This window comes from Rodentibacter sp. JRC1, from assembly GCF_020521555.1.
GTDB lineage: Bacteria > Pseudomonadota > Gammaproteobacteria > Enterobacterales > Pasteurellaceae > Rodentibacter > Rodentibacter abscessus.
The window spans coordinates 227,290-240,613 of sequence record NZ_BPWA01000001.1 but is presented as its reverse complement, the minus strand read 5'-3'; the positions used below and the strand labels follow the sequence as shown (position 1 = coordinate 240,613).

At 37.9% G+C, this 13,324-nt stretch carries 13 protein-coding genes; 8 read left to right on the top strand and 5 right to left on the bottom strand.

What is annotated here, in order from left to right:
* Positions 1-34 precede the first annotated feature (34 nt).
* The 3 genes from malE (at position 35) to malG (ending at position 3,824) form a co-directional block, all read left to right on the top strand.
* Positions 35-1,219 (top strand): maltose/maltodextrin ABC transporter substrate-binding protein MalE, encoded by a 1,185-nt coding sequence (gene malE, locus HEMROJRC1_RS01135; RefSeq protein WP_226691239.1) that lies wholly within the window; start codon positions 35-37, stop codon positions 1,217-1,219.
* Positions 1,220-1,372: 153 nt separating this feature from the next.
* The gene (gene malF, locus HEMROJRC1_RS01130; RefSeq protein WP_226691238.1) at positions 1,373-2,923 is read left to right on the top strand and encodes a maltose ABC transporter permease MalF; all 1,551 of its coding nucleotides are present in this window, start codon (positions 1,373-1,375) and stop codon (positions 2,921-2,923) included.
* Positions 2,924-2,933: 10 nt separating this feature from the next.
* Entirely contained in the window at positions 2,934-3,824 is an 891-nt protein-coding gene (gene malG, locus HEMROJRC1_RS01125; RefSeq protein WP_226691237.1) for a maltose ABC transporter permease MalG, read from the top strand.
* Positions 3,825-3,907: 83 nt separating this feature from the next.
* Here malG and HEMROJRC1_RS01120 read toward each other — a convergent pair whose 3' ends face one another.
* The 3 genes from HEMROJRC1_RS01120 to HEMROJRC1_RS01110 are packed head-to-tail and all read right to left on the bottom strand — an operon-like array spanning position 3,908 to position 7,127.
* A complete protein-coding gene (locus HEMROJRC1_RS01120; protein ID WP_226691236.1) occupies positions 3,908-4,651 on the bottom strand; it encodes a YdcF family protein in 744 nt (247 codons plus the stop codon).
* A complete protein-coding gene (locus HEMROJRC1_RS01115; protein WP_226691235.1) occupies positions 4,648-5,607 on the bottom strand; it encodes a polysaccharide pyruvyl transferase family protein in 960 nt (319 codons plus the stop codon). The genes HEMROJRC1_RS01120 and HEMROJRC1_RS01115 overlap by 4 nt, the downstream gene beginning before the upstream one ends.
* Positions 5,604-7,127 (bottom strand): polysaccharide biosynthesis protein, encoded by a 1,524-nt coding sequence (locus HEMROJRC1_RS01110; RefSeq protein ID WP_226691234.1) that lies wholly within the window; start codon positions 7,125-7,127, stop codon positions 5,604-5,606. Before HEMROJRC1_RS01110 ends, HEMROJRC1_RS01115 begins: the two co-directional genes overlap by 4 nt.
* Before the next feature lie 282 nt (positions 7,128-7,409).
* Here HEMROJRC1_RS01110 and HEMROJRC1_RS01105 point away from each other — a divergent pair, with 282 nt between their 5' ends.
* Genes HEMROJRC1_RS01105 through HEMROJRC1_RS01085 form a run of 5 tightly spaced genes read left to right on the top strand, consistent with a single transcriptional unit; the run spans position 7,410 to position 12,264 of the window.
* Positions 7,410-8,180, top strand: coding sequence for a glycosyltransferase family 25 protein (locus HEMROJRC1_RS01105; RefSeq protein ID WP_304621900.1), 771 nt, complete (start codon positions 7,410-7,412; stop codon positions 8,178-8,180).
* Entirely contained in the window at positions 8,181-9,380 is a 1,200-nt protein-coding gene (locus tag HEMROJRC1_RS01100) for a hypothetical protein (RefSeq protein ID WP_226691233.1), read from the top strand.
* Positions 9,373-10,254, top strand: a complete 882-nt coding sequence (locus HEMROJRC1_RS01095) for a glycosyltransferase family 2 protein (RefSeq protein ID WP_226691232.1) — start codon at positions 9,373-9,375, stop codon at positions 10,252-10,254. Before HEMROJRC1_RS01100 ends, HEMROJRC1_RS01095 begins: the two co-directional genes overlap by 8 nt.
* 39 nt (positions 10,255-10,293) lie before the next feature.
* A complete protein-coding gene (locus tag HEMROJRC1_RS01090) occupies positions 10,294-11,097 on the top strand; it encodes a glycosyltransferase (RefSeq protein ID WP_226691231.1) in 804 nt (267 codons plus the stop codon).
* Between the two features lie 60 nt (positions 11,098-11,157).
* The gene (locus HEMROJRC1_RS01085) at positions 11,158-12,264 is read left to right on the top strand and encodes a lytic transglycosylase domain-containing protein (RefSeq protein WP_226691230.1); all 1,107 of its coding nucleotides are present in this window, start codon (positions 11,158-11,160) and stop codon (positions 12,262-12,264) included.
* A gap of 45 nt (positions 12,265-12,309) precedes the next feature.
* Here the strand turns inward: HEMROJRC1_RS01085 and HEMROJRC1_RS01080 are convergent, their stop codons facing one another.
* Positions 12,310-12,891 (bottom strand): lipoprotein HlpB, encoded by a 582-nt coding sequence (locus HEMROJRC1_RS01080; RefSeq protein ID WP_226691229.1) that lies wholly within the window; start codon positions 12,889-12,891, stop codon positions 12,310-12,312.
* Positions 12,892-12,995: 104 nt separating this feature from the next.
* Entirely contained in the window at positions 12,996-13,313 is a 318-nt protein-coding gene (locus HEMROJRC1_RS01075; RefSeq protein WP_226691228.1) for a c-type cytochrome, read from the bottom strand.
* Positions 13,314-13,324: the final 11 nt, after the last annotated feature.

The window sequence follows — 13,324 nt, the reverse complement described above, 5'->3', positions numbered from 1 at the left end:
AATGCTTTATTTATCAACACGTAAGGAGTGTGCTATGAGTAAAAAATTATTGAAATTTACTTTAACGACAATGGCGGGATTAGTCTTATCTTCATCTGTAATGGCGAAGATGACGGAAGGAAAATTAGTCATTTGGATTAATGGTGACAAAGGTTATAACGGGCTTGCCGAAGTGGGTAAAAAATTTGAGACTGACACGGGCGTATCCGTTTTAGTTGAACACCCGGATAAATTAGAAGAAAAATTTCCACAAGTCGCCTCTACCGGAGATGGTCCGGATATTATTTTTTGGGCGCACGACCGTTTTGGAGGATATGCTCAAGCAGGTTTATTAGCCGAGCTACAACCAAGCCAAGAGTTTAAAGATAAATTTGTAGATTTCTCTTGGAATGCGGAAACTTACAATGGCAAGATTATTGGTTATCCTGTTGCAATTGAAGCGTTATCACTTATCTATAATAAAGATTTAACACCTGAGGCGCCTAAATCTTGGGAAGAAATTTTAGAACTTGATAAAAAGCTTAAAAAAGAAGGCAAAAATGCCATTATGTGGAATTTAGCCGAGCCTTATTTTACTTGGCCGGTGGTAGCTTCAAACGGTGGTTACGCTTTTAAATTCGTCAATGGTAGCTATGATGTAAGTGATATTGGTGTTAACAATCAAGGGGCTCAAAAAGGGTTACAGTTCGTAGTCGATATGGTTAAAAATAAAGTCATTAATGCTGATATGGATTATGCTGTTGCCGAGGCAAGTTTTAATAAAGGAGAAAGTGCATTAACAATTAATGGCCCTTGGGCATGGGGCAATATTGAGAAAAGCAAAATTAACTATGGTGTTGCCGTTCTTCCTACCTTGAATGGCAAAGCATCCAAGCCGTTTGTCGGAGTATTAAGTGCAGCTGTAAATGCAGCAAGTCCGAATAAAGATTTGGCTAAAGAATTTTTAGAAAATTACTTACTTACCGATGAAGGATTGGCTGTGGTTAATGCGGATAAGCCACTTGGTGCCGTAGCCTTGAAGTCCTATCAAGAAAAATTGGCTAAAGATTCTCGTATTGCGGCAACTATGGAAAATGCAAAAAATGGTGAAATTATGCCGAATATTCCGCAAATGTCAGCATTTTGGTATGCAGAACGTAGTGCGATTATTAATGCAGTATCCGGACGGCAAGAAGTAAAAGCCGCATTGGATGATGCTCGGGCGAGAATTCAAAAATAATAACTTTTTCCGGCGGGTGAGTAACCCGCTTATTCCATCGTATAGATAATTAGCTAAAAGTGCGGTCAAAATTTATCTATATTTTTTCGAGTTATTTATCTTGCCATCTCATATTAATGTAATAATTAATTTCTCAGCATTTCGAGGTGTATTATGCTAAAAAATATTGATTCTGCTCCATCGAAATTCTCCGCTAACTACTTAAAAAAGCTATTAATCGGAACGGTTTTTCTGATCGATTTTTATTTGGTTACGCTGATGTACTCTAGTGGGGAATATTTATTTGCACTTCTAACTTTAGTAATTTTAACATCCGGCTTATATATTTTCGGTAGTCAAAAAGCTTATTCGTGGCGTTATGTTTTTCCCGGTATGATGGGAATGGTAATTTTCATTTTATTTCCGCTTGTTGCGACCATTGCTATCGCCTTTACCAATTATAGTGGTACGAATCAACTTTCTTTTGAACGGGCGTTGAGCGTATTGACACAACAACATTATTTTTCCGGTAGCAAATACGACTTCAAATTGTATCCGCAAGCGGATAAACGCTTTAAATTAGCTATACACAATAAAAATACCGATCAAATTTTTGTTTCCGATGATATTTTATTGACGGACACTCCGGTAAATGTTGTAGAAAAAACGATACCGAACGGTGAAAGCTCACCGTTAAAAGTTGTTACGCAAAATCGTGCTGCATTGCAGGCAATGACTGTGATTTTGCCTGATGGAAATGAATTGACGATGAGTTCTCTGCGTCAATTTTCAGAACAAAAAATGCGTTACACTTATGATGAAAATACAAAAATTTTAACGAATAATGAAACAATGAAACGTTACCGTGCTAACGATGATAAAGGTTTTTTCCAAGCGATTAATGACAGTGGCGGGTGGGAAAATGAAACACTTGAGCCGGGTTATACCGTAGCGACGGGATTTCATAATTTTGTTAAAATTTTTACCGATGAAGGTATCCAAAAACCATTTATACAAATCTTTATTTGGACAATTGTATTTTCGGTTTTAACGGTTGTATTTACCGTTATTATTGGAATGGTCCTTGCTTGTATAGTGCAATGGGAAGCATTACAAGGGAAAAGTGTTTATCGCTTATTACTTATTTTACCTTATGCTGTTCCCGCTTTTATTTCCATCTTAGTATTCAAGGGATTATTTAACCAAAGTTTTGGTGAGATCAATATGATTTTAAATCATTTTTTTGGCATCAGACCGGAATGGTTTAATGATCCGTTTCTTGCAAAGGTAATGATTTTAATCGTAAATACTTGGCTGGGTTATCCTTATATGATGATTTTATGTATGGGGTTACTCAAAGCGATTCCACAGGAACTCTATGAGGCTTCTGCGATGGATGGTGCTTCAACGTGGCAAAACTTTACCAAAATTACCTTTCCACTGTTGTTAAAGCCATTAACACCGCTGATGATTGCAAGTTTCGCCTTTAATTTTAATAATTTTGTCTTGATTCAGTTATTAACTAATGGCCGTCCGGATATGATTGGTACGACGACACCAGCGGGTTATACAGATTTATTGGTAAGCTACACTTATCGTATTGCTTTTGAAGGTAGCGGTTCTCAAGATTTCGGTTTGGCAGCAGCTATCGCAACGATTATCTTCTTATTGGTGGGCGGTTTGGCATTATTAAATATCAAAGCAACCAAAATGAAATTAGACTAGGAGAATTATTATGGCTATCGTACAACCAAAATCTATGCGTTATCGACTCTGGGCAACTCATGCCGTACTAATTCTATTTATTTCACTTATTATGTTTCCATTACTGATGGTGATTGGCATTTCGTTACGACCCGGGAATTTGGCACTTGGTGATCTTATTCCACGTGAGATTTCTTGGGAACACTGGAAACTTGCCTTAGGCTTTGATGTTATTCATCCCGATGGCTCTGTTACACCGCCGCCATTTCCTGTACTACTATGGTTATGGAATTCGGTAAAAGTCGCTACGATCACTGCGGTAGGCATTGTTGCACTTTCTACTACCTGTGCTTATGCCTTTGCCAGAATGAAATTTAAAGGTAAAAAAACACTATTACAAGGAATGTTGATTTTCCAAATGTTTCCGGCTGTATTATCTTTAGTGGCACTTTATGCATTATTTGATCGCTTAGGACAATACGTTCCATTTCTTGGGCTAAACACTCACGCCGGAGTGATATTTGCCTACTTGGGAGGAATTGCTTTACATGTTTGGACTATCAAGGGTTATTTTGAAACCATTGATAGTTCTTTAGAGGAAGCCGCTTCTTTAGATGGAGCAACGCCGTGGCAGGCATTCAGACTCATTTTACTTCCATTGTCCGTACCGATTTTAGCGGTAGTATTCATTCTTTCTTTTATTGCAGCTATTACAGAAGTGCCTGTTGCGTCATTACTTTTACGTGATGTCAATAGCTATACACTTGCCGTGGGAATGCAACAATATCTCTATGCTCAAAATTATCTTTGGGGGGATTTTGCCGCTGCCGCAGTATTATCTGCAATTCCTATTACAGCGGTATTTCTAATCGCACAACGTTGGTTAGTAGGGGGATTAACTGCAGGCGGTGTGAAAGGATAAGGAACTCCGCAAACTATAAACGTAAAAACTCCCCTTTTAGGGGAGTTTGTGTTTGATTTATTAATCATAGATTTGAATCTTGATTACTTTTCTTTCCAATAGCCCAACCATTCTTTCAATAACTGTGTATTTTTCGCTAACGCGCCGCCTTGAGGGACGAAGTGCATTAGATTTAATCCGTAATTTTCCGGTGTGATGCCTTCGCCGACGCCGGCTGGCAAGACTTCAAACCCTTGTTTTTGAAAGAGCAATTTTGCACGCTGCATATGCCACTCATTGGTGACAAGAACGATTTTGTCGATGTGATTTTTCGCCAACATTTCCTTCGTAAACAGTGCGTTTTCTTTTGTTGTTAAGGCTCGGGATTCAATCCATTTTGTCGGCACATTAAAGAAATACAATAATTCTTCAGCGGCAACTTTTGCTTCGATGGCTCCGGTTGGACTGGCTCCGGTGATTAACAACGGCAAAGCGGTTTCTTTTTGTAAATAAGCGGCGTAACGCAGGCGTTCTAATTGAATTGCGGTGGAGGCGAGCGGTGAGTAGAGTTCTTTACTATCACGCAATCCTCCGCCTAATAACACAATGGCTTGCGCCTGTTTATAATCCTCAAGGGTTAAGTGATCCTCCGTAATTAAGCTGTCTTTTAAGGTTTGAGCCGTAAAGGGAATGCTTAATATGTAAAGTGAACCGATACCAAGTGCGGTCAAAATTCGGCTTAATTTTTTGAACTTTAACTTTGCGAGAATTAACGCCAACAGCCATAGAATTAAAACATTAGATGGCGGCAGAATGATAGCGGTAATGAGTTTTTTGAGTTCCATCATTTTTTATCAATTTCCACAAAATCAATTTCTTTTGTCCATAAATTGGCGTAGCCGGAATTTTTGCCATAGGCGTTGTCGCAAACCCGATTCGGAATTTCAAGTAAGCATGAAAAAATATGGCCGTGTAAACGTGTTGTCGTTATCGAATCGTTTTGTAAGAAGATTTTTGCCACGCGATTAACAATGCGTTTGGTATAAGCAAACCAAAATTGATGAAAAAGATCTTTCAGCCACCCCCAATTTTGTTTATTGGCAAATTTATTAATACGCCAGCTAAACGCTAACACAACATCATCTACGCGGGAAAGAATATCATCCCAGTCTTTCACATTGGCGTTAGGAGGCAGTGTGGCAAGAATCGTTTTTTCTACATTACTGGCTTCAATATCTTTCCGTAAGAAATAAAGTTGCTTATCGGTGGAATTTTTCTTGGTCGGTAATATTCCATAGAGTTCGTGTGCCATATCCGGCGATAAGGAAACTTTTTGCGAAAATTGTTTGAAGGTTTCTTCGGTACGTTCATCACGTGCGAGTAAGTAGCAATCATTATGTCGGCGGAAAAGTGCGGCTGATTTTTCCAGATTTTTTTGATCTTTAAAATATAACGTTTGTGGCAGCACGATAATGCGATTATTCGGGAAATGTTGAACCATTGTTTCGCGAATTTTTTGGTGTTGAGGGTAAAGATCGCCAAAATTACCGCCGCCGTGTAACAAGATGGTCGTATTCGGGGTAATTTTTCGTTTTATCTCATTAAGATCCACATCAAATTCGCAACGTTTTAAGGTGATATTAATATGATGATCTTTAAAAAATTGTTCTGTTCCGTGATAAATCAATAAATCGCCGACATTTAAATGCAATGGATAATCAAGGTAAAACACATCGTTTTTATCTTTGATTAAATCCGCAATCGGCGCAAGTTTTTGCTTTAGAGAAATTAATGTTGAGTTCATTTTTTTACCTTTTTCAAAATATAACTAAATAGGAATGCTTTTTCCGCTTGATTTAAACCAAAGAGCAAAATAACGATAATTAGGACGCTTTCCAATAATACCGCTTCACTCAAAAATTCAAAGAAAGAATAGAGGCGTTGCGTATCTGACAAATAAATTAGTCCGATTAATAGGGAGAAAACCATACCGATATTCAGCAAGTATGTGACAAACTCTTTTCGATTAAATTTAATTTTTTTGTTAATAAAGTAGATACGATAAATTTGCATAAAAAGTGCGGTCGAAAATCGACCGATAAACGCATATACCGGATTATAACCAAGGGTGAATAAATAATAGGCGAGTGGGACGGTGCAAAGATCGATCAGGGATAAAATAATATTGTATTGCTTAATACTGTTTGAACCGATGGCGAGTGCAGTCATCCAAAATGAGCCGGACATTGCACTAATGAGTGAACATAGCAGTGTGGCCTGTACCAATTGAACCGCATACATGGGTAAATGATCCCCTAGCCAAAGCGTGAGTAACGTGTGAGTGAAATAAAGCACGGGGGCAGATAAAATCGCAATCAGATAAAAGGAATATTTTGATGTACCGAGAATCAATTTTTTATTGCGTTCATAATCTTTTGTCGCATAAGACTGCACAAGTTGCGGATTAAATGCCACTTGGAAATTGTTCACAAAGCTATAAACAGCCGTATCCACCTGTGTGGCAATGCCTACTGCGGCATTAACGGTGACCCCGAAAAAGAGGTTTATCACCATATTTAAGCCTTGAGTAGAGGCGATATAAGCTGTTTGTCCGAGCAACATCCAACCGGAGAAACCTGCCATTTCTTTAGTTTTATTCAAGTCTTTTTGAAAACGAAATCGGGTTTCCATATAAAAAGTACGGCGTGTGAAATTAAAATAAAGTGAGAAAACAAGTACGCTCACACAGAGTAAAAGCAAGCTATAAGCGATCAATTTATCGTACTGTTCAATTTGCATTAAAATAAAAATAGCGGAGAGTTTAAACGCCGTTTCTCCCAAGCCCAACCAAGCATAAAAAGACATACGCTCGTGTGCCACAATCATTGCATTAAACGGCACTTTAATAATTTCAATTAAGGCGATTAATAATGCAATTTGATACACTACATTTGCGGCTTGTATTCGAGCGACGGGAATATTTAATTTATGGTTTAGAAACCAAAGCCCCACTGTTTCCGCCAGCACCGCAACAATGAGCATAATAAATAAATGGTTGAGAAGACTTATATTAAAGACTTTATTGATGCGTTCGACATCATTTGAAGCTTTTTCCACATTGATAAAGCGTTGTGTCGTCGCCGTCATTGTGCCGTTAAAAAACGAAAATAGAATCACCACCCCCATCACGATATTATAAATACCGAAATCTTCTACGCCCAACACATGTAATACGACACGTGAAATATAAAGCATTGCTCCCATATTAAAGAGCATACGAATGTAGAGAAAGAGGGTATTTTTAGCAATGGTTTTGTTTGACATGATGGTTTATGAGTTGAAATTTTGGGGGATTATAGTTTTCTTCGCCGTTATGGACAAGTGTAGGCAGAAATTTAGTCTTTGCTTTTTAGCGAAATTAAGGAAGTGTTTTTCATGAGATTTTAGGAAATTCAAGTGCGGTTGAAAATACTTGTATTTTTAACCGTACTTCTTTTTTTAACCCAATGCCAATTTTACTTATCTTTTAGTATAATCAGCAGCCTTTTATGCAACTATTTGAAATTTTTCTAATCAAATAGGCGGTATAAATTAATCGAGATAATTATGAATAAATATTTGATTTCCCTTGATAAAGATGTGCAGCGTCGTGAGCTTTTTTTCTTGCAACCGGATACAGCGGATTTTCGCATTTTTTCTGCGTTGAATACGATGCAGCTTGAGTGGGACGAGCTGGACGAAAAATTCGATTTAAACGAATTTGAACGGCATTACGGGCGTAAAGTCACTAAAGGTGAGATTGGCTGTACCCTAAGCCATCTAGAGGTGTATCGTTTGATTGTAGCGGATGAAAACGTCGCCGAAGATGATTATGTACTTGTATGTGAAGATGATGCGCTGTTTGCGCCAAATTTTCAGCAAAATTTGACCGCACTTTTATCGCAAAAAAATGAAATGCCCATTGTCTTGATCGGACAATCAAAAATTGCGACTTTTGATGATTCGGAATTAGAAATTAATTATCCCACAACCTTCTCTTTTCTTCGTCATAAAGCAGGAGGTATAACTTATGCTTACCCTTATAAAAGTTATTTTGCCGGTACAGTGGGGTATTTAATTAAAAAATCGGCAGCCCGTACTTTTTTGACGCGACTTGAACAAGTTAAACCTTTTTGGCTTGCCGATGATTTTTTATTATTTGAAACAGAGTTTGCTTTACAAAACCAAGTGGTGCGTCCTTTAATGGTGATTGAAAATCCACAGTTAACGAGCAATTTGGAAGCGATTCGCGGTTCTCAAGCAAATAATTTAGTGAAAAAATTGATTAAATATCCGCTGAAAAAATTAATGGCGATTCAGAAAAATTTAGGAAAATAAATGACCGCACTTTTTAACTTTTTTTATATTTATGATCCTTGGTTTTTTCACGTAGTGCGTATGTCGGTTGTGGCAGGTTTAGCGGCTGTTATTCTGTTGGCGTATCGTTATATGAAAAAGCAATGTAGACAAGGGATTATTATTCCCTTGGATAGTCTTGCGGTACTTGTCGGGTTGATTGTGCTGAGTGTAATTCCATTATTGATAAACGGTACGAGAGATTTTTCCGTCATTATGATGTATTTGAAAGGGCTGATTCTATTTATCTTTGGTATTGGACTTTATAACGCGTTTTATGCGATGCCTAACGGGCAGAAACGTATGGTACGGGATCTTCAAATCGGTGTGATTATACAGTTTGTGCTAGGTGTTGCCGCCTTGTTTGGTGTTTCATTTTTAGTGGATTTCCTGCTTTCTACCAATGCGGTTTTACCGGCACGTTTTTATGGTTCAGAACAGGAATATCGTTTGTATAACCTAACTGCTACGGCATTTTTTCAATTAAGTTTGTTTTACCTCGTTTTGTTCCATTTTTTACTGGCTTACAATGCAAAACATAATGTTATTCCGAGCGTTTTCGTGTTTTTGATATTGTGTATCGGGTTGATTTCAGGCAGAACTTTTTTATTACTTTCCGTGGTGAGTATCGCCGTGTATTTTAAGTGGCGATATGTTCTGCCTTTGAGTATTTTTGCCGTATTGGTGCTTGGATTGGCTTATTTCGTTCCTTACAATCCTTATGTAGCGCACGCGCTAGAGCCGGTTATCAATCTGCTTCATGGCGCAGGTTTGGTGAGTTCTTCCACAGACACTTTAATGAAAAATCACTTATTTTTACCAACCTTGAAGCAATTTATCACGGGTGATGGAATGTACATGACAGGGCAGTCGGAAGTGGGGCGTTATTATGGCAATACGGATTCCGGTTTTCTACGCCAAATTTTATATGGCGGCGTATTTTATGCTTTGGTGTGTTTTTTCGTTACATTTTATTTTGTGCGAAAAGTTGCATTGAATTGGTTTGACGGTAGTTGGAAATTTATTCTTTCCACATTTGTTATTCTCACAGCTTGCAACATAAAAGCCGATACTTTTGCCTTTCCGGGGATTATGTTTATTATGTTGATGTTTTTGTCGTTATTCGGTTCGCACGGCAAACAATGGATTTTCTTAAAACAAAAGGAGGCAAAGTATGTTTAGCATTATTGTGCCATCTTATAATCGAGAAGAAGACATTCCGGCATTGCTGGAAAGTTTGGAACAGCAAAGCATTCGGAATTTTGAAGTAGTAATTGTGGATGATTGTTCAAAATTACCTGTCGTGCTAAACAAAACTTATCCTTTTGAGGTACGCATTATTCGTAATGAAACCAATCAAGGAGCGGCTGAAAGCCGTAATATCGGCGCACGTATGGCAAAGGCTGAATGGTTGCTATTTTTGGATGATGATGATCGTTTTGTTCATCACAAATGTGAAGATTTGGAGAAAGTTATTACTGCTCACCCTGATATTAACTTTATTTATCATCCGGCAAAATGTGAAATGATAAATGAAGGCTTTAGTTATGTGACACACCCGATTGAACCGAAAGAGATTAACATTGAACGCCTTTTACTTGCCAACAAAATAGGTGGAATGCCGATGATTACCGTGAAGAAAGATCTTTTCTTAAAAATAGGCGGATTATCGACCGCACTTCGTTCACTGGAAGATTATGATTTTTTGTTGAAATTAATAAAAGAGCCGGCTTTCAAACCTTATAAAGTAGATGAACCGCTAACCCATTGTACATTCCATACAAAACGTTCTAGTGTTTCAACGGATACCACTCATACGCAAAAAGCCATTGATTACATTCAAACGCATTATATTGAAACAGAGGAACAAGCGCGCAATTTTGCCATTAATGCCCAATATATGTTGGCATATCCGCAGGTGATGAATTTATCAAGAAAAGCTGCGAAATATTATTTTGAGATCTTCAAGCAAACAAAAAGTATTAAACCGTTGATCATTGCATTGGTGGTATTGATTTCTCCAAAATTGGCAATTCATTTGAAGCGTTTTGTATAAGCGTTGTCATTATAGAAATTCGATAGTGAAAGGGTAGTGATGAAATTTTCAGTTTTAATGTCCTTATATATTAAGGAAAAACCGCAATATTTAAGAGAATGTTTTGAAAGTTTGGTAATACAAACTCATCAAGCCGATGAAATCGTTTTAGTGTTTGATGGTGGGGTAACAACGGAATTAGAGGCCGTTGTATCGGAATTTGAATCGAAATTGCCGTTAAAATTAGTGAAATTGCCACAAAATCTGGGATTGGGCAAAGCTTTAAATGAGGGATTAAGACATTGTTCACATAATTGGGTTTTTCGTATGGATACGGATGATATTTGTGTACCGCATCGTTTTGAAAAACAAGCCGCATTTATTGAACGAAATCCTGAAACTATTATTTTCGGCGGGCAAATTGCCGAATTTGGTGAGAATGTGAAGGATATTGTGGCTTATCGCAACGTACCGACACAGATGCAGGATATTGTCAGTTTTACCCAAAAACGTTGTCCGTTTAATCATATGACGGTGGCATATCAAAAAAGTGCGGTCATTCATTGTGGCGGTTATGAAGATTTGCAAGAAGATTATTATTTGTGGATAAAACTGGTAGCACAAGGCAAGCCTGTGGCGAATTTACCGGATATTTTGGTTTATGCACGCGTAGGAAATGGTATGGTAGGGCGTCGCCGTGGTCTGGAGCAAGCCAAGGCTGAATGGCGTTTGTTTAAATTAAAATATCGTTTGGGGGTTCAAGGCTTGATATCCGGTTTGGTTACCTTTGCTTTACGTTTCGGTTCGCGTTTATTGCCGACGTCATTATTGAAGACGGTTTATCATAAGTTTTTGAGAAAATAAAAATTTTCTCTTTTTATTAAAGGGAAGCCTATTTGTATTTTAATGATTAAAGGAAATCGAATGAAAAAAATTTCGCTAATATCGACCGCACTTTTATCTTGTTTCATTGTGGGGTGTTCCGCTAATACGCAAAATTCTTCTACAACAAAAATTCCAATGGTTAGCAGTCATTCTGTTTACAATAAACCTCGAACCCCTGATAACTTTAACGATTATGTTCAATTCTTAAAAGGTAAAGCCGCGGTTGAAGGGGTATCGGGATCGGTATTAAATGCGCAAAATAATATTCAATACATCGAAAAAGCAGTGGGATTGGATCGTGCTCAAGCAGGAAGAGCTATAAAGCGTGCTCCAAGTCAAGCACCGGTATTAAATCCAAATGGCACGACAAATTATCTCAATAAAGTGCTAACCAATAATAAAGTAGATGTGGCAGAAGAACGCTATTGGGAAGTGCAAGTACCATTGCAACGGGCAAGCCGACGTTATGGTGTGCAGCAAGAATATTTGCTGGCATTATGGGGTATGGAAAGCAGCTTCGGGCATTATCAAGGCAGTTATGATGTTCTTTCCGTTTTGGCGACATTAGCTTTTGACGGCAGACGTGAAACATTGTTTAGTAAAGAATTTGTGAATGCGATGAAAATGTTAGAGCGTGATCATATTCAACGTCATAGAATGTTGGGATCATGGGCGGGGGCAATGGGGCAAACCCAATTTATGCCGAGTGCTTTTTTAAATTATGCGGCGGATGGTAATGATGACGGAGTGAAAGATATTTGGACAAATCAATTTGATACCTTTGCTTCTATTGCAAACTATTTGCATTCGGTAGGTTGGAACGATAAATTGCCTTGGGGGATGGAAGTAACATTGAATCAACCGATTGATTTATCCCTTACAGGAATTGAGAAAAATAAAGCCCGTTCGCTTAGTTCATGGCAATCACTCGGTGTAATTCCGATTGGCTTTAGTGCGCAAGAACAAGTAAAATTAAGCGCGCTTTCTCATACGGATCTTTGGCTTGTTCGTCCGGATAAGAAAGTAGGACGAGCGTTTTTGGTTTCAAACAATTTCCGTACTATCTTAGATTGGAACAGATCGAACTATTTTGCAGTAAGTATCGGAATGTTTGCAGATCGTATTAAAGAGAGGCTTGGGCTATAAAAAAACAGCGGCCAATTTGACCGCTGTTTTTAGTTTAAAGATAAACTATTTTGCTGCCGGTGCTGCCGGTGTTTGAGCCGGAGCAGGGTTGAATTTTGCTTCAATTTGTGCGCTAAGTTGTGCTAAAGCCTTCATTTCAGTTTGTAATTTAGCCGCTTTTTCAGCATAAGCTTTTTTATCAGCTTCAGTTTTTACATTTACTTGATCAACCAATAATTGACTTGCAAGAGTTAAAACCTCTTTTGTTTTCGCTTTTGCCGCGTTGATTGACTCGGATTTAATATCAACACCGTCTAAACTTGCGATAGTTGCTTGAACGGTTTTGTTATATTCTTCAATTGCCGCTTTCACTTTGTTTTCATCTTTAGCTTCAGCGGCAGCATTTAATTCTTGCTGTAGTTTTTGTGTGTTTTGAGCTTGCATCGCGCCTTCAGCTTGGTTCCATGCAATTAATTTTTCGTAGTCTGCTTTTTCTTGCTCTTCCGCACTCATTGCCGGTTTAGCCGTCTCTACTGTTTGTGCTGTTTCCGGTTTTGCCGTTTCAGCCGCTTTGTCTGCCGGTTTTTCACAAGCGGTTAAAAATAAAGCGAATAATGCTGTTGCACTAATTTTAGTAAATTTGTTCATAAATAATCCTTTACATTAAAATTAAGAATAATTTCTTGGCGATAAATGCCAATCTCCTTTGAGACCCCATATTCTGATATTAGTTTAAAAAAATTTCAAGACATTTATTTTAATGTCGGAATAAATTCAGACAAAGCTTTAATTTCCTCCTCGCTTAAACGCTGTTTTGCCGGATTTCCGGCTCCGATAATTTTTCCGTTTTTGCGTTCTAAAAGTGCGGTCGAAATCGTTTCTGTTTTTAATTGATTGATGATTTTTGATTCGCCCATTGCAGGTTTTTCACCACGTTTTCCGTGGCAGGTCGCACAGGAACGTTTATAAATTTTTTCTGCTTTGCTGAAATCAGTATTTGTTGGTACTTCTGCTTGCGCAAAAAAAGCAATCCCGAATAGTGTGCTGATAATTAAGTAAAATCGTTTCATATTTTTTGCTT